Source organism: Collinsella sp. AM24-1, from assembly GCF_003470325.1.
Taxonomy (GTDB): Bacteria; Actinomycetota; Coriobacteriia; order Coriobacteriales; family Coriobacteriaceae; genus Collinsella.
The window spans coordinates 40,733-59,770 of sequence record NZ_QRHM01000006.1; the positions used below are offsets into that span (position 1 = coordinate 40,733).

Genomic DNA, 19,038 nt, shown 5'->3' on the forward strand with positions numbered 1-19,038 from the left:
ATGGCTAGCGCTGTGGGTGATTACTCGCCCAGCAGGCTCTTGGTGATGGAAGCGGCGGCCTTCTTGCCGGCGCCCATCGCCAGAATGACCGTAGCGGCACCGGTGACGATGTCGCCGCCGGCCCAGATGCGGGGATCGGTGGTCTGGCCGGTCTCCTCGTCGGCGACGATGTAGCCCCACTTGTTGAGCTCCATCTTGCCGCCGATCTTGGCAGCGAAGGGGTTGGCGTTGGTGCCGATAGCCGAGATCGCGACGTCGCAGGGGATCTCCTCGATGGCGCCCTCGATGGGCACCGGGCGACGGCGGCCGGACTCGTCGGGCTCGCCGAGCTCCATCTTCTGGACCTTGACGGCGCACACGGAGCCGTCCTCGCCAGCGACAAACTCGAGCGGGGAGACGAGCGGCAGAACCTCGACGCCCTCGGCCTTAGCATGGTGCAGCTCGGCGCGACGGCAGGGCATCTCGTCCTCGGTACGACGGTAGGCGATGATGGCGTGCTCGGCGCCCAGGCGCTTGGCGGTACGGACGGCGTCCATGGCCACGTTGCCGCCGCCAAAGACAACGACGTTCTTGCCGTGCTTGGTGGGGGTGTCGTACTCGGGGAACTTGTTGGCCTTCATCAGGTTCACGCGGGTGAGGTACTCGTTAGCGAAGAAGACGTTGGGCAGGTTCTCGCCGGGGACGTTGAGGAACTTGGGCAGGCCAGCGCCGGTCGCCACGTAGATGGCGTCGAAGCCCTGCTCGAACAGCTCCTCGGCCGTGGCCATGTTGCCCACGACGGAGTTGTACTCAAACTTGACGCCCATGTCCTCCAGGCCGTCGATCTCGCGCTTGACGACTGCCTTGGGCAGACGGAACTCGGGGATGCCGTAGACCAGCACGCCGCCGCCGGTGAAGAAAGCCTCGAAGACGGTGACGTCAAAGCCGTTGCGGGCGAGCTCGCCGGCACAGGTGATGCCGGACGGGCCGGAGCCGACGACGGCGACCTTCTTGCCGTTCTTGGGGGCCATCTTGGGCGTGGAGGCGAGTTCGGGGCGATCACCCAGGAAGCGCTCGAGCTGGCCGATAGCCACGGGCTCGGACTTCTTGCCACGGATGCACTTACCCTCGCACTGGTTCTCCTGCGGGCAGACGCGGCCGCAGATGGCGGGAAGCATGGAGTCCTCGCGGATGGTATCGAGAGCGCCGCCGAAGTCCTTCGCGCGGATCTGCTCGATAAAGCGGGGGATGTTGATGTTGACGGGGCAACCCTCAACACAGAACGGCTTCTTGCAGTTGAGGCAGCGCTCGGCCTCGGCCAGCGCCATCTCCTCGGTGAAGCCCTTGTCGACGGGGCGGAAGTCGCAGGCGCGCTCGGCAGCCGGCTCCTCGTTATCGGGGGTGCGGGGCGACTTCATATCGGCAACGAAACGACCGTTAACTAGTGGCATGCGCAGCTCTTTTCCTCATAGGCCTTGAGGGACTCGCCCTCTTCGGAACGGTAAGCGGCCTGGCGGGCACGAAGGTCATCCCAGTCGACCAGGGTGGCATCGAAGTCGGGGCCGTCGACGCAAGCAAACTTGGTCACGCCGCCCACCTCGACGCGGCAGCAGCCGCACATACCGGTGCCGTCAACCATGATGGGGTTGAGCGACGCGGTGATGGGGGTGTCGTACTTCTGGGCGGTGAGGGTCGAGAACTTCATCATCGGAACGGGGCCGACGCAGAAGACCTGGCTCACGGCCTTGTCCTGCAGCAGGCGCTCCAGCGGAGCGGTGACAACGCCCTGCTCGCCGTAGGAGCCGTCATCGGTGGTGATGTGGATGTGGTCCTCGTCGAGGAGCTCGCGGAACTGGTCCTCCATGAGCAGGAGGTCCTTGGTGCGGGCGCCCATGATGGCGTGCACCTCGTGGCCGGTCTCGACCAGGTGCTTGGCGACCGGGAAGGCAATTGCCAGGCCGACGCCGCCGCCAATGACGGCGCAGGGGCCCTCGGCCATCTCGGTGGGAACGCCCAGCGGGCCCACGACGTCGCGCAGCGACTCGCCGGCCTCATAGGTGGAAAGCATCTCGGTGGTCTTGCCGATCACCATGAAGATGAACTCGACCCAGCCCTCGTCACCGTTCCAGCCAGCCAGGGTAAACGGGACGCGCTCGCCCGTCTCGTTGGCGCGAACCATGAGGAACTGTCCAGCGTGCGCATGTTTGGCGATTGCGGGCGCCTCGATGCGGAACTTGAACACCTTCTCCGAGAACTGCGTCTTCTCCAGGATCTTATACATAGAACCCCTCTCTTGTTAGGGCCGCCGAACCGTGCCTCCACGGAAATGGACGGTAGCCCGAGTAAAACCGTACGCGCACAGGCGTTGTGCAGACATACGGTGCAAATTATACCCTCATGGACATGCTGTTTACGTGTGTCTTCGGCGGTTGGGAAAAGGGTTTATCCCGACCTACCAAAAAGGGACAGGTTTATTTTGGTCGGTTTTATCAGGCAAAACGACAAAGGGGGCCGGCCTCGCGCTTCGTTGAGGCCGGCCCCCTTTGGAGCGTTATGCATGTATGGTGGCAGCGTGTTTATTGCGATGCGGCCACCGCGGCGTTTCCGCAGATAAACCTGCCAAAATTAACATCCCTAAATGGTAGGTTTTAGTGTTTGCCGTTGGCGGAAGCGGCGCCGTTTACGTGATCGCGGGCGTAGATTACGCCGTGGACGATGGCCAAACCGGCGGCATCTGCGGCGCGGGCGCAGGTGTCCTGGAAGTCCTCGGCCTCGCGGGCGCGCAGCTGCTTGAGCACATAGTCTGCCACGGCCATCTTGCCGGGAGGGTTGCCGATGCCGGTGCGGATACGGCTAAAGTCGCGGCTGCCCATCTTGTCGATGATGGAGCGCAGGCCGTTGTGGCCGGCGTGGCCACCGCCCACCTTGACGCGCACGTCACCGGCGGGAATGTCAAGCTCGTCGTGGATGACGAGCAGCTCCTCGGCCTTGATCTTGTACTCGCGGCAGAGCTTGGAGATGGGTCCGCCCGAGGTATTCATATACGACTGCGGCTTGACCAGCACGATCTGGCGCTTGCCACCCTCTTCCTCGGGATCGTTGATGTTGATGAGTGCGACCTCGGCGCCGGCCTGGTTTTTCCAGTACGTGACACCGGCCTGACGGGCCAACTCGTCGATTGCTTTGAAGCCAGCGTTGTGGCGGGTCTCGGCATACTCATCGCCAGGGTTGCCAAGTCCGGCAACCATGCGAATCTTAAGCGGCTGTGCAGCTGCCATGTTCATCCTTTCGTTGATTTGTCGCCTGCTATGGTGAGCGACCCTGTTGCCGCTGTCAAATGGAGGGTAATTGAGGGCGTTTGGGGGCGTTTGGACGGACGTCGAAATCCGAGGTGGACAGTTAGTTCAGATACGTATAAGTTCTGAGGACTCGAATTACTCAATTCAATGCCGATACGTTGTTTTGGAGCTTTAGTTAGTCCATATGGCGTTGTTTTGAAGTCTACCCTGCCTTCAAATAGGGCGAATGGTATAGAGATAGCTGCAAAACAGTCTAATTCAATGCGTCCATTTATACGTATTTGAACTAACTGCCCAGCCCTGCTCGACGGCGCACGGGTGATTCGCCGTTTAGACCGGCGCGAGGCCGGTTCCGGCCCGCAGAGCGTTGAGCCAAGCGGCCTGACGCTTGCGATAGCCCTTGATACGGTACCGGAATCGGACTCCTGTGAGTCGATGCATCGTTTGGGCGAAGGCTTCGAGTGCAACAAGGTCTTTCATTTGGTCGCGATTGATAACCAGGACGTGGATGCCCATGGCCTTGAGGCCATTATTTCGATTGCCATCGTGGATGCGAGCGTTTTGAAGCTCATGCCCAATTCCGTTGTATTCGTTGTCGACTCCGGCTGCCGGGCAATATAGGTCGCAGATGGCATAGAGGATGCCCGAGGACATGTTGACCGCAAGAGTATCGAAGTCGATTCGATGGTTGAGTAGCAGGCCTCCCATGGGCAGGCTGCAACATCCGAATCCGCCAAAGCGCATGGGCGCTCCGAGAACGGCAAACATTAGGGATTCGGCTGGGGATGCGGATCCAGCCCGGGCGAGTTTGACTGCCGTGCGAAACGAGGCGTATGAGCTACTTTTGGCGAACCGTGCGACCGCCTCGAGCTCTTCGATGGTCGTGGCGGGATCGCATTTGTAGTGCGCCTGTTCATAGCGGGTTTCGTTCTGTTGTTCGGCCGCTGACTGGTTGCCCAGGCAATCAAGATCGCCCGTCGCTTCGTAGCCATCGCCCTTGGGCCAGATGTCGTCATGGGCAATGGGGTATGTTGCCCCGGGAGGAAGGGAGTAAGTTCCGACCAGTTCCATGAGAAGCATCAAGGTTTTGGCGACTGATTCATTTTTAGAACAAAGCATGGCTGTCATGGCAGGAGACGTTGCGTAGATGTCGGCCTCGACGTGCATAATTGCACCTTCAGGAAGCGGAGCGGAGAGAATATGCTGAAGAAGTCGCTTGTCGGGGCGTCGGTTGCCTTCGTTTGAAACGAGAAGATCGAGCAGCTCGGAATCATCTTCATTCCAGGCGTCGAGTATCGAAAGTGCGCCAAAGTCTATCGCGTCATTATTGGGAATGCAGCTAGCCAAGGCCTGTGCTTGCTGTTCACTATCAATGGAGCTCCAGGGTAGGGCAGAGTACGCCCGTCGTGCGCGACGAATTGCGCGGAGGGCGGAGAAATGTGAAATCACGGTCGTCATAGCTATAACGTACTAAGTTGGCGGCAGAATGCGACCGCCATACCGTTCTTTTCGCTCAGCGGGGTGCTGGGCGCCATGAACGGCCGGGTGTTAGGAAATCGGTGGAATCGGTTGAGGGGATTGCAGGAAATTGAGCTCTGCCGAGAAGGTTGACGATGGCTACTGGACAGTTAGTTCAGATACGTATAAGGCGGCGGGCGTTCGAGGTGTTTCTAAGGGCCTTCGAGGGCGATTTGAAGATAATATATGCGGCGGTTGTACTCGAAAACGATGAGCTTCGGGCGGCATGGCATCCGCCGGGGAGCTCAGAAGGCTCCGAACGGACCTTTGGAGCTTTAAAAAATACGTATCTGAACTAACTGTCCAGGGCGGATTGGCGAGGAATAGAAAAAGGGTCGGAAGCGAGCTTCCGACCCTTTAAAAACATCAAAGATGATGCGATACGCGTTGGACTACAGCGCGAAGTCGCCGCCGACGAGCGTGGAGACGGGCTCCTCGTGGTAAACGGCGGAGATGGCCTGAGCGAACTCCTCGGCGACCGAGATGGTCTTGATCTTGCCGCCAACCTCGACGGGGATGGCGTCGGTGACGACGCACTCGACGATGGGGGCATCGTTCAGGCGCTCGATGGCCGGACCGGAGAAGATGCCGTGGGTGGCGCAGACGTAGATGTCGCCGGCGCCCATAGCCTTGAGCTCCTTGACGTTGGCGCACAGGGTGCCAGCGGTGTCGATCATGTCGTCGTTGATGATGCAGGTCTTGCCCTTGATGTCACCGATGATGCCCATGACCTCGGCGGCGTTGTGGCGCGGACGGCCCTTGTGGGCGATGGCCAGGTCGCAGCCGAGCATGTCGGACAGCTTCTTGGCGGCCTTGGCGCGACCCACGTCGGGGGAGACGACAACCAGGTTGTCGGTGTCGAAGTGCATGTCGTTGTAGTACTGGCCAAACAGCGGCAGTGCGGACAGGTGGTTAACCGGGATATCGAAGAAGCCCTGGATCTGGCCCTGGTGCAGGTCGAGGGTGATGATGCGGTTGACGCCGGCACGCTCGAGCAGGTTGGCGACGAGGCGGGCGGTGATGGGCTCGCGCGGGCCGGCCTTGCGGTCCTGGCGGGCATAGCCGTAGTGGGTGATAACGGCGGTGATGGAGCGGGCGGATGCGCGCTTGGCAGCGTCGGTGGCGATGAGCAGCTCCATGAGCATGTCGTTGACGTTGCCGCCGGCCACGGACTGAATCAGGAAGACGTCGGCGCCGCGGACGGTCTCGTCGTAGCGGGCGTAAATCTCACCATTGGCGAACTGCTTTAGCGTAAGGCCCGAAAGCTCGACCCCAAGGTACTCAGCAATCTTCTGAGCGAGGGGACGGTTGGAGGAACCGGAATACACGCGGATGGACTTGCGCATATTCTCCGACTTCTCGGGATCATTAATCGGCATTACCCTTCTCCTTTATACATCGAATGCCATATAGATGCCTTGTTGCATTGTAACCGCGCGGCGGGGTTTATCGGGTCCTGATAACGTCTTTACCGCCAACGGACACGAACCGACCACTCATCCGGTTGCGCAGGTCACGATAGAAAAAGGAGCCGCCCCCATGGAGCAGCTCCTTTTGTGCTTGGTAAAACGTTATACCTCGTCGTCCTCGTGCAGACGGCGGCGATAATCGGCGGCCCAGCCCTCAATATTTACCTGACGGGCGCGGCCCAGGCCGAGTGCGTCAGCCGGGACCGGATCGGTGATGACGGAGCCGGCGGCCACGAGCGCGCCGTCGCCGATCTGGGCGGGCGCGACCATCATGGTGTCGGAGCCAATGAAGGCGTCCTTGCCGATGACGGTCTTGTGCTTGTGGACGCCGTCGTAGTTGCAGGTGATGGAGCCCGCGCCCACGTTGACGCCGGGGCCCATGGTGGTGTCGCCGATGTAGGACAGGTGCGGCACCTTGGAACCCTCGCCGATCGTGGACTTCTTGATCTCCACGTGCGTGCCGGCCTTGGATCCGTCGAGCATGTGGGTGCCCGGGCGCAGGTAGGCGCGCGGGCCGCAGTCGACGCCATTCTCGATGACGGCCTCGATGGCGATGGTCTCATCGATGGTGCAGCCGCTGCCGACGGTGGTGTCGGTGAGGCGGCTGTTGGGGCCGAGCTGGCACTCCTCGCCCACGGTGACGTGGCCGATCAGGTGCGTCTGCGGCCACACGACGGTGTCGCGGCCGATAACGGCATCGGGGCCGATCCAGGCCTGCGTGGGGTCGATGAAGGTAACGCCCTCGGCCATCCAGTGCTCGTTGATGCGGTCGCGCGCGATGGCGGTGAGCTGTGCGAGCTGGATGCGGCTGTTGACGCCCAGGCCGTCGCGGTAGTCGTCGCAGTGGAAGATGGAGACAGCCTGGCCGTGGCCTTTGAGGATCTCGAGCATGTCGGGCAGGTAGTACTCGGATTGCGCGTTGTCGTTGCCGATCTCGTTGATGTGGGCGGCGAGCTGCGTGCCGTCAAATGCGTAGCAGCCGGCGTTGCACTCCAGCAGCGTGGCGGCCTGCTCGGGCGTGCAGTCCTTCTGCTCGATGATGCGCTCGATCTGACCATCGGCGCCCAGCTTGATGCGGCCGTAGCCGAAAGGATCGGGCGGGGTCATGGTCATGACGGTGCAGGCGAGCTCGCCGGTGGCGACGGTCTGTGCGAACTTGGCGACGGTGTCGGCGGTGATGAGCGGCAGGTCGCCGTTGAGCACGACGACGGGGCCTTGCGTGATGCCGCAGGCCTCGAGCGCGACCTTTACGGCGTGGCCGGTGCCCAGGCGCTCGGTCTGCTCGATGCACTCGACCTTGGTGGCGCTGTTGGCGTAGGCGCCGTCGATGAGGGCGCGCATCTCGTCGGCGTGGCTGCCGATGACGACCACGACGCGGCTGCAGCCGGCCTTGATGGTAGCGTCGACGATCCACTGGACCATGGGCTTACCCAGGATCTTGTGCGAAACCTTGCAGTGGTTCGACTTCATGCGGGTGCCCTCGCCGGCAGCGAGGATAATTGCGGTTGCGTCCATGTGATCTCCTGTTACGTTATAGAGACGTGTGTTTGGAAACGATACACGGCGCAATATGATACCGCAGGCATATGACGAGCGCGTAACGATTGGTTTGCGGCGGTTGAGGCTTGCGCCGCCGGCGTGGCGTTTGCACTGCTTGCGTGCGGCGTTGGCGGTGCTGCGGAGCTGTTGTTTGAGCGAGGGGACGGGGGTGCCCGTGGACAACATACGAGAGGAGTTTGGCGGCGAGCCCGTCGCGGCATTCTCGATGTCGCATCCGGCTGTGCCGGCACTCTATATAGTGCTGACGCTGGGGCTCACTATGTTCTCGATGCAGCCGGTACTGATTGCGCTGTCACTTGCGGGCGGGCTGGCGTATGGATTTGCGGCGCGTGGGGCTGCCCGCACGCTGGGCGCGCTCCGCTGGCAGCTGCCGGTGATTTTGATCGTCGCGGTGCTCAATCCGCTGTTTAGCGCCTCGGGCTCGACGGAGCTGTTCCGTATTGGCATGCGCGCGGTGTATCTGGAGAGCATGGTATACGGCCTGTGCATGGGCGGGCTGTTTGTGGCGAGCGTGCTGTGGTTTGAGGCCGCGGCGTCGATGCTCGAATACGACAAGGTGCTCGCGCTGCTGGGCAATGCCGCACCGGTGATTGCGCTCATGATCTCGATGTGCATGCGGCTTATCCCGCAGTTTTTGCGCCGCGGCCGCACGGTACTGGCGGTGCAAGATGCGATTGACGTGCCGGGCCGCGCGCCGGCCGACCCCGTGCGCTCGCGCCTGCGGGCGTCGAGCGTGTTGATGGGCTGGGGCATGGAAGATTCGCTGGAGCGTGCGGACGCGATGCGCTCGCGCGGGTGGGGTGCCGCGACGCGTCGTACGACGTATGCGCGGTATCGACTGGGGCGCAGCGACGTTGCCGCGCTGGCCGGGCTCGCACTGTTTGGTGCTGCCGCGGTGGCAGTGGCGTGGACCGCGACGACGCAGTATTCGTTTTATCCGCAGCTCTCGGTGCCGGCGCCGTGGCCGGGCTATGTCGTGTACGCTGCCTGGATGGTGCTGCCTTGCGCGTTTCATGCGATTGATGAGAAGAGGTTTGGCTGATGGCTCGGTTTGATAGGAGCTCGGCGGCGGGTGTGGCATATGGCTCGGCCGCGCCGGCGATTGAGGTGCGAGGCCTTAGTTTTGCCTATCCCGGGGCCGAGGCACCGGTGCTCGAGGGACTTGATTGGCGTGTTTCCCAAGGTGCGTTTGCGCTGCTTGTTGGCGGTACCGGGTCGGGCAAATCGACGCTGCTGTCGCTGCTCAAGCCCGAGATCGCTCCGGCGGGTACGCGCTCCGGCGAGCTGCGCGTGCTGGGCGAGCCCGTCGCCGACATGGACGTGCGGGCATCGGCGGAGCGCGTGGGTTATGTGTTCCAGGATCCCGAGAACCAGATCGTGTGCGAAACCGTGTGGCACGAGATGGCGTTTGGCCTAGAGAATCTGGGTGTGTCGCGCGACGAGATGCGCCGTCGCGTAGCTGAGACCAGCTATTTCTTTGGACTGGAAGATTGGCTTCACCGCGATACCGATGCGCTTTCGGGCGGACGCAAGCAGCTGCTGTCGTTGGCGGCCGTGCTGGCCTTGCGCCCGCGCGTGCTGCTGCTCGACGAGCCCACGTCCCAGCTCGATCCTGTTGCCGAGAAAAATTTTCTGCACGCGCTGTTTCGCGTGAACCGCGAGTTGGGTTGCACGGTTGTTGTGGCAACGCACCAGCCGCGCCCGATGCTCGAATACGCGACGTGTGCGTACCGGATTGAGGACGGTCGCGTGCGCGAGGTGGCGGATATGGCTTCTTTGGGACGCCGAGAATCGCTGTTTTCCGACGACATGTTGGGGTGGGGTGCCGTCCGATGTGCAAAAAACGGAGTATTCAGCAGGCGTGAGGACAATTTGGGCTCTCTGGAGCCGCCCGGGGACGTATCGAGCGCGAAAAAAAGTTCGAAATTGGACAAATCGTCCGAATTTGTGGCGCAAACGTCGCTCGAGAACGGCTCGGAAGCCTTCCCGCGCACGGATGGGAGCAGAATACTCCAAAAAATGTACGGCGGGTCGGCTACCACCCTGGCAGGGAGCTGGTTTCGCTACGATCGCGCGGGCGGTTGGGTGCTGCGCGGGCTCGACGTGGCGTTTTCGGCCGGTGCGGTGCATGCGATCGTGGGCGGCAACGGATGCGGTAAGTCGACGATGCTTTCGGTGCTGGCCAAGACTGCCAAGCTGCAACGTGGTCGTATGGTGCGCGGGGCGGCCTCGGCTGCGCTGCTGCCGCAGAACCCCAAGGCCCTGCTGGTTGCCGAGACGGTGCGCGACGAGCTGATGGAATGGGCTTCGGCCTGCGGGTACGACGAGGCTATGGCGCGGGAGCGCGCGGCGAGTCTGGGGCTCGCGGACTTGGGGGAGCGCCACCCCTATGACCTTTCGGGCGGACAGCGTCAGCTGCTTGCGTTGGCAAAGCTGCTGTTGATCGGCCCCGAACTGCTATTGCTCGATGAGCCCACCAAGGGTTTGGACCTGGCCAGCCGCCGCATCATCGCCCGCGCCCTGCGCGACCATGCGCAGGCTGGCGGCACCGTCGTCATGGCGACGCACGACCTAGACTTTGCCGAGCAGGTTGCCGATGACATTTCCATGATGTTTGATGGCGAGATCGCCTGCATGGAGCCGCCGACCGACTTCTTTGCCGACAACGTGTTTTATAGGGCGTGATGGGATGACGGATTATCGCGTCGCGCGCCTGCTCGCAAAACTGGAGATCCCGCTGCTGCTGGCGGTGCCAGCCGTGATGGCTGCGGCGTTGCTGGCGGGCGTTGAGCAGGCGGCACTCGCCATGCTTGTCGTGGTGGCGCTGGTGCTTGCGCTGTTCTTTGCAGGCTACGAGGCGTCGCGACCGGGCCTGCGCCAGATTATGCCAACGCTGGTTCTGGCGGCGTTGGCCGCGGCGGGGCGCATCTTGTTTGGCCCCATTCCCGACTTTAAACCCGTGAGTGCCATCGCCATTATCGCGGGGGCGACGCTTGGCCGCCGCAATGGTTTTATGGTTGGCGCGCTGGCGGCGCTGAGCAGCAATTTCTTTTTTGGACAGGGCATGTGGACGCCGTGGCAGATGTATGCCTGGGGGCTCGTGGGATACGTTGGCGGTGCGCTGGCGCATGCCGGCGCTTTTGATCGCGCCGATGGCACCGTGCGTATGCCGGCGCTGCTGACCTACGGCTTTGCTTCGGGTTTGCTGTACGGCGTTGTGATCAACGCCTACGACATTATCGGTTTTGTTCAACCGCTCACGTGGGCGGGTGCCATGGCGCGTCTTGCCACGGCGGTGCCGTTCGATATCACGCACGGCCTTGCGACCTGCGTGTTTTTGGTCGCCCTGTACAAGCCTTGGTGTCGCCGCATCAACCGAGTCGTCGTGAAGTGCGGACTGTAGGGCTGGTTGCGCCGGGGCGGGAATCAATACTGCCGAAGTGCCATTTTAAAACTATGCCGGTTTACGGGGCCAGATTGGCACAAGCAGACCATGCCGGCTATTTTTGAAATAGAGCAAGCCGTTTACCTGCGGTTTTATTATTTCGGAATTGCGTATGGTTGGGGGTTCGCGATTCAGCCCCGTAAACCGGCATAGTTTTGAAATAGCCGGCTGATACGACGGGCATCGTGGCCCTCAGAGAGCCAAATTGATCCGTTTTCTTTCGCCTCCAGACGTTCCCAGGGAATCAGCTGAACCCGCCCGCCACGGAATCGGCCTATCTACTATGTTTGGCCCGACACCCCCAAACACAACCGCGTTTTATGAAAAACCGCAGGCTTTCTACCTGCGGTTTTCTTTTTGCGTTGTTCGCTGTGGTTGAGGGTGGTGGCTTAAACGTAGTAGATGGGCGTGTTTCGTGGCGGATGGGTCACGCGGACACCCTCACGAGGCCCAAAATGATCCGTTTTCCTTCGTCTCCGGGGGCAGCTGGAGTTAGAGCTCCAACGTAAGGGTGACGGGGCAGTGGTCGCTGCCAAAGATGTCGCCGCGGATGCCGGTGTCGCGTACGTTGTCGGCGATTGCGTCGCTTACCAGGAAGTAGTCGATGCGCCAGCCGGCGTTGTTCTTGCGGGCATTAAAGCGGTAGCTCCACCAGCTGTAGACGCCCTCGACGTCGGGGTTTGCCGCGCGCCAGGTATCGGTAAACCCGGCGTTGAGCAGCTCGGTAAACTTGCCGCGCTCCTCGTCCGAAAAGCCTGCGTTGCCGCGGTTGGACTTGGGGTTCTTAAGATCGATCTCCTCGTGTGCCACGTTAAAGTCGCCGCAGGTCACCACGGGCTTGCCGGTCTCGCGCTCGAGCGCGTTCAAAAAGCCGCGGTAAGCATCGTCCCAGGCCATGCGCACGTCGATGCGGGCGAGTTCGTTTTGCGCGTTGGGAGTGTAGACATCCACAAACCAGAACTTGTCGAACTCCAGCGCGCAGACGCGGCCCTCGGTTGCGGCTTGGGCGACGAGTACGGCCGCCTCGTTCTCGCCGGCGTAGGGTAGCAGTGCGTCGGCGTGCAGCACGCGCAGCGGTTCCTGGCGGCTAAAGACCGCAGTGCCCGAATAGCCTTTACGCTCGGCGTAGCTCCAGGTTTGGTGATAGCCGGCCAGGTCAATATCGACCTGGCCTTCTTGCAACTTGGTCTCTTGCAGCGCCAGGATATCGACGTCGAGTTCTTGCGCGATCTGGATAAAGCTCGGGTCCTTTTTGAGCACGGCGCGCAGGCCGTTGACGTTCCACGAGGCGAAAGTGTAAGTCTGAGGCATGGTGTCCTTTCGACGGGGTTGGCAGGCTTAAGATTAGCGCAACAGGGGCGGGGTGGGCTCCGCGCATGCTGACTTAAAGGTCGCATGCTGGGACATCGCCCGACGCCGCCCGATCAACAAGGACGGAGGGCTCATATGACGCAGGCAATATCGGACCCCAGGCAGGCGTCCGCCGCGCTGGCGGATCTGTTTGACACCCACAAGCGCGTGGTGTTCTTTGGCGGCGCCGGTGTTTCCACGGCGAGTGACATCCCCGATTTCCGCAGCGTGGACGGCCTGTATCACCAGCAGTTTGCCTATCCGCCCGAGACCATGCTCTCGCACAGCTTTTACGAGACACATCCGGCGGGGTTCTTCGACTTTTACCGCACCAAGATGATCGCGCTTAACGCTAAGCCCAGCCGCTGCCACACCAAGCTGGCCGAGCTGGAGCGAGCTGGCAAGCTCGATGCCGTGGTGACGCAAAACATCGACGGCTTGCATCAGATGGCGGGCTCGCAGCGCGTATTCGAGCTGCACGGATCGGTCCATCGCAACATTTGCCAGTCGTGCGGCGCGGTCTATAGCGCCGAGTGGATTTGCTCGCGCGAGCATGAGGACGCCGCGGGCGTGCCCGTGTGCCCTGCGTGCGGTGGTCGCATCAAGCCCGATGTGGTGCTCTACGAAGAGCCGCTCGACGAGCGTGTGTTGACCGGTGCCGTTGCCGCCATCGCCGCGGCCGATGCCCTCATTGTGGGCGGGACCTCGCTCGTGGTGTATCCGGCGGCAGGCCTTACGCGTTACTTTACTGGCGATACGCTGGCCATTTGCAATTTGGCGCCTACCGATCAGGATGCAAATGCCGACCTGCTGATTTCTTGCGACATCGCGGCCGCGTTTGCGTTCTAGCCCGTGTGCGCGGATACAATAGAAAGACTGAGTGCAAAGCGACCCCGCCGCCAGCTCCCCAAGCTCGGCGGCGTGGGCATTTTAGGAGGATGTTCATGGCGAACGACAGCAAGACATGGCGGTGCGGAAAGTATGAGCTCAGCTTTGACCGTCCGCGCATCATGGGCGTCCTCAACGTGACGCCCGATTCGTTTAGCGATGGCGGGGAGCACTTCGACCCGGATGCCGCCATCGAGTACGGCCTGGCGATGCTCGACGCCGGCGCCGACATCATCGACGTAGGCGGCGAGTCCACGCGCCCCGGCTTTACCCCGGTTAATCCCGACGAGGAGGCTCGCCGCGTGCTGCCCGTGGTGCGCGCGCTGGCCAAAGAGGGCGCCATCGTCTCGATCGACACGCGCCACGTGGCGGTTGCCAAGGCGGCCGTGCGCTGCGGCGCCTCGATCGTCAACGACGTGACGGGCTTCACCGACCCCAAGATGGTCGAGTTTGTTAAGACGAGCACCTGCGGCGTCATCGTGATGCATGCCGGCGAGGTCGCCGCGCCTACACGCACGCACGCAACGGTGCAGCTCGATACCTCGGCTGCGGCGTTTGTTGCCGAGAAGGCGCGCGAGGCGGCTGCCGAGGCCGCGCGTGAGGCTGAGAAGCCGGCTCGCCGCCGTCGCGGCAAGTTACTGGGCGAGCCTAAGCCGGAGGCCAAGCTTCCGGGCGGCGTGGTGCAGCCCTCGTTGCCGTTTGGCGATCCGGAGCCCGCGACCGAGCCTGCAAGCGAGCAGGAGACGCCGGCCGCCGAGCAGGCTGCTGCCGCCGAGACCGTCGCGCCCGCGCCCGAGGCCACCGAGGCCGCATCGGAGTCCAATGACCGCCTGGCCGCCATGATGCGCCGCAGCGCCCGCCGCGAGGAGGCCTACGTGCCCACCTCGCAGCTCCGCCGCTTCACCCTGCCCGATTCGGCGCCCATCATGCGCCGCGTCATGGGCTTTCTGTCCGACCAGGCCCGCGCGCTCATCCACGCCGGCGTGTCGCGCGACCGCATCTGCATCGATCCTGGCCCGGGCTTTGGTAAGTCGGCTAACGAGGACATCGTCATCCAGCGCGAGACTGCCAAGATGGCGTCACTGGGCTATCCGCTCATGTGCGCTGTATCGCGCAAGCGCTTTGTGGGCGCCGTCTCGGGCGTGACCGAGGCCGCCGAGCGCGATGCCGCTACGTTTGGCGTGTGCCTGGGCGCCATCCAGGCCGGCGCCAACGTCGTGCGCGTGCACGACGCCGCGGGCTTTGCGCAGTTCCTGAACGGCTACTGGGCGGTTGCCAAGCCGCAGCCGCGCCGCGCGTTTGTGGCCGTGGGATCCAACTTGGGGCATCGCTGCGACAACATCCGCGCCGCACGCGACATGATCGCCGAGATTCCACTTACCTGCGTGTCCAACTCCTCCAAGATCTACGAGAGCGAGCCGGCCTACGAGACGCGCCAGGACGCGTTTGCCAACGCCGTCATCGAGATCAAGACCGAGTTGGCGCCGCTGGTGCTGCTCGACGAGCTCATGAAGATCGAGGCCGAGCTGGGCCGCGACCGCTCCAAAAAGGCCAAGGCCAACGGTCCGCGCACCATCGACCTGGACCTGCTGTGGATGGACGGCGAGACCCACGGCGGCAAAAAGCTGCGCCTGCCGCATCCGCTGATCGGCGAGCGCGACTTTGTGCTGGTGCCGCTCGAGGATCTGATGCACGACCCGGCGCGGTTCTTCCGCTACAACGGCGTCGAGGTCAAGGAGCCCGAGGATCGCGTGGGCCATATCGTGGGTGAATTGGGGCGTATGTAGATGATCGAGATGAACGCTGTAGTCGCTGCCACTGAGCTCGACGCGGCGCGTGACGCGGGTCGCGAGGGCGTGTCCGCGGGCTGGTGCGCGTGGAGCGTGGGCGATGCTTCGCTGACGTTTTCGCTGGTCGTGCGTCCGGATGTGAACATGCATGCCTTCCACGGCCTGCCGTTTGTGGCCGCGATGGGCATGATGGACGCGCTCGTGGGCACGGCTTCGACGCCGGGGTTGGGCCTTGCCGGCAAGGTGGGCATTGAGTGGCCGAGCAATATCGTGTGCGGTGCGCCTGCGTTTGAGACGTCGCTCGCGCGTGTTGCCGTGAACGGCGGTGCCGGTGCTGCGGGCATGTTTGCCGCGGTGACGGTTGATATTGAACGTGCGGCGCTGGGCGAGCTTGGCGTGGATATGGCCGACGAGGTGCTGGTCGAGGCATTGGCCACCGCCGTGCTGACCCGCGTGGACACCTGGGCGGTTGCCGCCAACACACCACAGGGCGCTGCCGGCCCGCTGGCTCCGGTGCTGGGTGAGTACTTCGATATGGTGCCGCTGCTGGGTCGTCAGGTTGCGGCGGTGTCGCCCAACGGTTTGCCGCTTGCGGTCGGTGTGTTTGCGGGCCTGGACATCTGGGGCCGCGCGACCATCAAGACCGATGCCGGCGAGCAGGAGTTTCCGCCCGAGGCCGTACGGATTCGCGGGCTGTAACGCGGGGCGTTCGCGCCCAAAGATAGACATGACAACAAGACCCTCCTCGGCCTGTGCCGGGGAGGGTTTCGCCTATCTGGGGAATGGGTTGCCAGCGCCCTATTCCTCAAAACTGAAAAATTTTCGTTTTTGAGGAATAGGATTAAGGCGGCTCGGTCTTTCGCGAGGTATATTCGCTATAGAGCCTATTCCTCAAAACTGAAAATTTTTCAGTTTTGAGGAATAGCGATAAAAGACCGCGAGGAGGCCCCGATGAAACTCATCAATAGAACGTCATATATGGACACGTTGACGAGTCTTATTGGCGTGCCGGACATCAAGGTCATCACGGGCATCCGTCGTAGCGGTAAATCAAAATTGCTCGAGGCCCTCCGCGATTACGTGGAGGCACATCTGTCCAATTCGAATGTCATCCATATCAACTACAACCTCGATGAGTTCGAGAACCTGCTCGAGTATCACGCGCTGCTCGCCTATGTAAAAGAGCATCGAGTGTCCGGCAAACAAAACTTTCTGCTTATCGATGAAGTTCAGATGTGCGACGGTTTTGAGCGTGCGATCAATAGCCTTCACGCATCCGAGCAGCACGACATATTCATTACCGGATCGAATGCCTTTTTGCTGTCGAGCGATCTGTCGACGCTCTTTACGGGGCGTACGTTCGAGATCGAGGTTTTCCCATTCTCGTTTGAGGAGTATCGTCTCTATGGCGACGAGGGCGAGGTCGACCGCGACTTCGATGAGTACGCGAGAACCGGCGGTATGTCCGGCTCTTACCCTTATCCACTGCAGGAGCAGCGCTATCAATATCTCTCCAACGTCTTCAAGACGCTCATTGTGAGAGATATCGTGCAGCGGCATAACGTGAGAAACGAATCGGCGCTGCTGCGCATTGCCGATTACATGATGGACAACGTTTCCAACATTACGTCGGCACGCAACATTACTGATGCATTAAATGCGGATGGGTTAAAGATTACGAACAAGACGGTCGGCACGTACATGGGGTACCTGTGCGATGCGTTTGCCTTCTATAAAGTTCGTCGGTACGACATTCGCGGCAAAAAATACCTTAAGAGCGGCGAGAAGTACTATCTGGCGGACCATGCGTTTAAATATGCGCTTCTTGGTACACGTGATATGGATTGGGGACGCGTATACGAGAACATGGTGGCAATCGAGCTGCTGCGTCGCGGATACGAGGTATACGTCGGCGTGCTCTATAAAAAGGAAATAGACTTTGTAGCAATCAAGCGGAGCGAGAAACTCTACATTCAGGTGAGCGACGACATCAGCTCGGATAAGACATTTGAACGCGAGATTTCGCCACTGCTGAGCATTGGCGATGCGTATCCCAAGATGATTCTCGCCCGCACGCATCACGAGGCCACGGATCGCGACGGAGTGCAGATCGTGGACCTGGCGAGGTGGTTGTGCGGCGAGGCGTAGCAGAAAGCCTATTCCTCAAAACTGAAAAAATTTCGTTTTTGAGGAATAGGACCGATGCATTGCTTAGTCCGCCGCTCGCGCCCGTGCTCGACTTAAGCCCCTGCCTTACCCCAGCTCCTGCATGCGGCGGTAGATTTCGCAGATGCCCTTGATGGTGAGCTGTCCGTCGACCACGTCGAAGGCATCGGTCGAATCGGCGACGATGCCCGCGAGACCGCCCGTGGCGATAACGGTGGCATCCTCGCGGCCCAGCTCGCGCTTCATGCGCTCGACCAGGCCCTCGGCCATGGCAGCAGCGCCCACCACGGCGCCGACCTTGATGCACTCCTCGGTATCGCGGCCGATGGCATGCTCGGGCGCCTCGAGCGGCACGCTGGCGAGCTTGGCGGCACGGGCGGCAAGCGCGTCCATGGAGATGCGGATGCCCGGCGCGATCGCTCCGCCAATGTAATAACCGTCCTCATCGATGACGTCGATATTGGTCGCGGTGCCAAAGTCCACCACGATTGCCGGCGCGCCGTAGAAAGTTTCGGCCGCAACGGCGTTAGCGACGCGATCGGCGCCTACGGCTTGGGGACGCGCCGCGCGCAGCTTGGTCACGGCGGCCGTCTGCGGCCCGATGACGATGGCGTCTGCGGCAATGCGGTCGGCCACGGCGTGCCACTCGCGCGAGAGCTGCGGCACCACGCCCGCAAAGGCGATCGCGTCAACCGCATCGAGCGAGAGGCCGTACATCTTAAAGAAACCCATCAGGCGCACGTGGATCTCGTCGGCGGTATAGGAGCGGTCGGTGGGCATGCGCCACGACTGCACCAGCTCGTCTCCGTCGAACAGGCCCATGGCCGTCTGCGTGTTTCCCATATCGATAGCGAGCAGCATGTCTACTCCCAGTGTTGGCATAAAAGGACGCGCACCATTGTATACGCGCCGTCGACGGCGCTCGGCCGCGATTCGTTTACGGTGATAGGGGCTGAGGGGTTTAAATATGAAGGAATTATGCTCTACGAGATTTTCCTTGCCGTTTACCGAACTCCCGCGTAATATTCTTTCTTGCGCACATGAGGCGCCCAGACATTGCGGGGTGGAGCAGTCTGGTAGCTCGCCGGGCTCATAACCCGGAGGTCGTAGGTTCAAATCCTGCCCCCGCGACCAAGAACTTGCAGCTCGTCGGCCTAGCCGGCGAGCTTTTTTGTTATTCCGGGACCGTGTTTTCGGTCCAATTCCCAACCTCTCAATCAAAGATCTCGATCTGTAACATCTAGACCCGATTTGGGCGGCTAGATGTTACAGATCGAGATATACCGGTGGATTGGGTCCCGTTTGTCTAAATCTATAACACGAGGGACGGATTTCGCCGAGTTGTTGTTATAGATTGAGATTTTCTAGCAGGCGGGTCCCGTTTGTCTCGATCTGTAACAGTAAGACCCGATTTTGCCGCGTAACTGTTACAGATTGAGATAAACCGACGGGCCGCCCCGCCCATCCCCATCCACCCGCCGCCACCTGATATTCGCCGATTTCCGTTGCGCCACTGTGCTCCCATGCCATATCCTCTAGACAACTACGCGGCACCATCGCCGCCGCGCCTACAA

The 19,038-nt window shown here is 61.6% G+C and carries 16 protein-coding genes and 1 tRNA gene; 9 read left to right on the forward strand and 8 right to left on the reverse strand.

Going from position 1 to position 19,038, the window contains the following annotated elements:
• Positions 1–20: 20 nt before the first annotated feature.
• The 4 genes from gltA to DW661_RS03545 all read right to left on the reverse strand — a co-directional run bounded on the left by gltA (position 21) and on the right by DW661_RS03545 (position 4,625).
• Positions 21–1,430, reverse strand: a complete 1,410-nt coding sequence (gltA, locus tag DW661_RS03530) for an NADPH-dependent glutamate synthase (protein WP_089572633.1) — start codon at positions 1,428–1,430, stop codon at positions 21–23.
• Complete coding sequence (locus DW661_RS03535) at positions 1,421–2,260, reverse strand: sulfide/dihydroorotate dehydrogenase-like FAD/NAD-binding protein (protein ID WP_006235793.1); 840 nt, start codon at positions 2,258–2,260, stop codon at positions 1,421–1,423. Before DW661_RS03535 ends, gltA begins: the two co-directional genes overlap by 10 nt.
• Positions 2,261–2,627: 367 nt before the next feature.
• Entirely contained in the window at positions 2,628–3,257 is a 630-nt protein-coding gene (gene pth, locus DW661_RS03540; protein WP_171025267.1) for an aminoacyl-tRNA hydrolase, read from the reverse strand.
• 351 nt (positions 3,258–3,608) lie between these two features.
• Positions 3,609–4,625, reverse strand: coding sequence for an endonuclease domain-containing protein (locus tag DW661_RS03545; protein WP_233547446.1), 1,017 nt, complete (start codon positions 4,623–4,625; stop codon positions 3,609–3,611).
• A 266-nt stretch (positions 4,626–4,891) separates the two neighbouring features.
• On the opposite strand from DW661_RS03545, the gene DW661_RS03550 reads away from it, so the two are divergent.
• Entirely contained in the window at positions 4,892–5,095 is a 204-nt protein-coding gene (locus DW661_RS03550; RefSeq protein WP_117655732.1) for a hypothetical protein, read from the forward strand.
• Between the two features lie 93 nt (positions 5,096–5,188).
• Here the strand turns inward: DW661_RS03550 and DW661_RS03555 are convergent, their stop codons facing one another.
• Both DW661_RS03555 and glmU read right to left on the reverse strand, forming a co-directional pair.
• On the reverse strand, positions 5,189–6,175 hold the full coding sequence (locus DW661_RS03555) for a ribose-phosphate pyrophosphokinase (protein WP_089573682.1): 987 nt from the start codon (positions 6,173–6,175) through the stop codon (positions 5,189–5,191).
• Between the two features lie 192 nt (positions 6,176–6,367).
• Entirely contained in the window at positions 6,368–7,780 is a 1,413-nt protein-coding gene (gene glmU, locus DW661_RS03560; RefSeq protein ID WP_118934669.1) for a bifunctional UDP-N-acetylglucosamine diphosphorylase/glucosamine-1-phosphate N-acetyltransferase GlmU, read from the reverse strand.
• Between the two features lie 199 nt (positions 7,781–7,979).
• Here glmU and DW661_RS03565 point away from each other — a divergent pair, with 199 nt between their 5' ends.
• From DW661_RS03565 to DW661_RS03575, 3 genes are read left to right on the forward strand one after another with little or no spacing between them, the layout of a single operon-like run.
• Positions 7,980–8,867 carry an energy-coupling factor transporter transmembrane component T gene (locus DW661_RS03565; protein ID WP_233503128.1) on the forward strand — a complete coding sequence of 296 codons (888 nt, stop codon included), beginning with the start codon at positions 7,980–7,982 and terminating at the stop codon, positions 8,865–8,867.
• Complete coding sequence (locus DW661_RS03570; RefSeq protein WP_118065912.1) at positions 8,867–10,510, forward strand: ABC transporter ATP-binding protein; 1,644 nt, start codon at positions 8,867–8,869, stop codon at positions 10,508–10,510. The genes DW661_RS03565 and DW661_RS03570 overlap by 1 nt, the downstream gene beginning before the upstream one ends.
• A 4-nt stretch (positions 10,511–10,514) precedes the next feature.
• Complete coding sequence (locus DW661_RS03575) at positions 10,515–11,228, forward strand: DUF6580 family putative transport protein (protein ID WP_118065914.1); 714 nt, start codon at positions 10,515–10,517, stop codon at positions 11,226–11,228.
• A gap of 534 nt (positions 11,229–11,762) precedes the next feature.
• On the opposite strand, the gene DW661_RS03580 is transcribed toward DW661_RS03575, so the two are convergent.
• A complete protein-coding gene (locus DW661_RS03580; protein WP_118289459.1) occupies positions 11,763–12,581 on the reverse strand; it encodes an exodeoxyribonuclease III in 819 nt (272 codons plus the stop codon).
• A gap of 135 nt (positions 12,582–12,716) precedes the next feature.
• Between DW661_RS03580 and DW661_RS03585 the strand changes: the two genes are divergently transcribed.
• From DW661_RS03585 to DW661_RS03600, 4 genes are all read left to right on the forward strand, one after another.
• Positions 12,717–13,469 carry an NAD-dependent protein deacylase gene (locus tag DW661_RS03585; RefSeq protein WP_118934671.1) on the forward strand — a complete coding sequence of 251 codons (753 nt, stop codon included), beginning with the start codon at positions 12,717–12,719 and terminating at the stop codon, positions 13,467–13,469.
• Between the two features lie 95 nt (positions 13,470–13,564).
• A complete protein-coding gene (gene folP / locus DW661_RS03590) occupies positions 13,565–15,295 on the forward strand; it encodes a dihydropteroate synthase (protein ID WP_118372857.1) in 1,731 nt (576 codons plus the stop codon).
• Positions 15,296–15,997, forward strand: coding sequence for a hypothetical protein (locus DW661_RS03595; protein WP_117806707.1), 702 nt, complete (start codon positions 15,296–15,298; stop codon positions 15,995–15,997).
• 252 nt (positions 15,998–16,249) lie between these two features.
• Complete coding sequence (locus DW661_RS03600; RefSeq protein ID WP_118934673.1) at positions 16,250–17,446, forward strand: ATP-binding protein; 1,197 nt, start codon at positions 16,250–16,252, stop codon at positions 17,444–17,446.
• A 105-nt stretch (positions 17,447–17,551) separates the two neighbouring features.
• Here DW661_RS03600 and DW661_RS03605 read toward each other — a convergent pair whose 3' ends face one another.
• On the reverse strand, positions 17,552–18,325 hold the full coding sequence (locus tag DW661_RS03605; RefSeq protein WP_158565210.1) for a type III pantothenate kinase: 774 nt from the start codon (positions 18,323–18,325) through the stop codon (positions 17,552–17,554).
• 196 nt (positions 18,326–18,521) lie between these two features.
• Between DW661_RS03605 and DW661_RS03610 the strand changes: the two genes are divergently transcribed.
• Positions 18,522–18,598: transfer RNA gene (locus DW661_RS03610), tRNA-Met, on the forward strand.
• Positions 18,599–19,038: the final 440 nt, after the last annotated feature.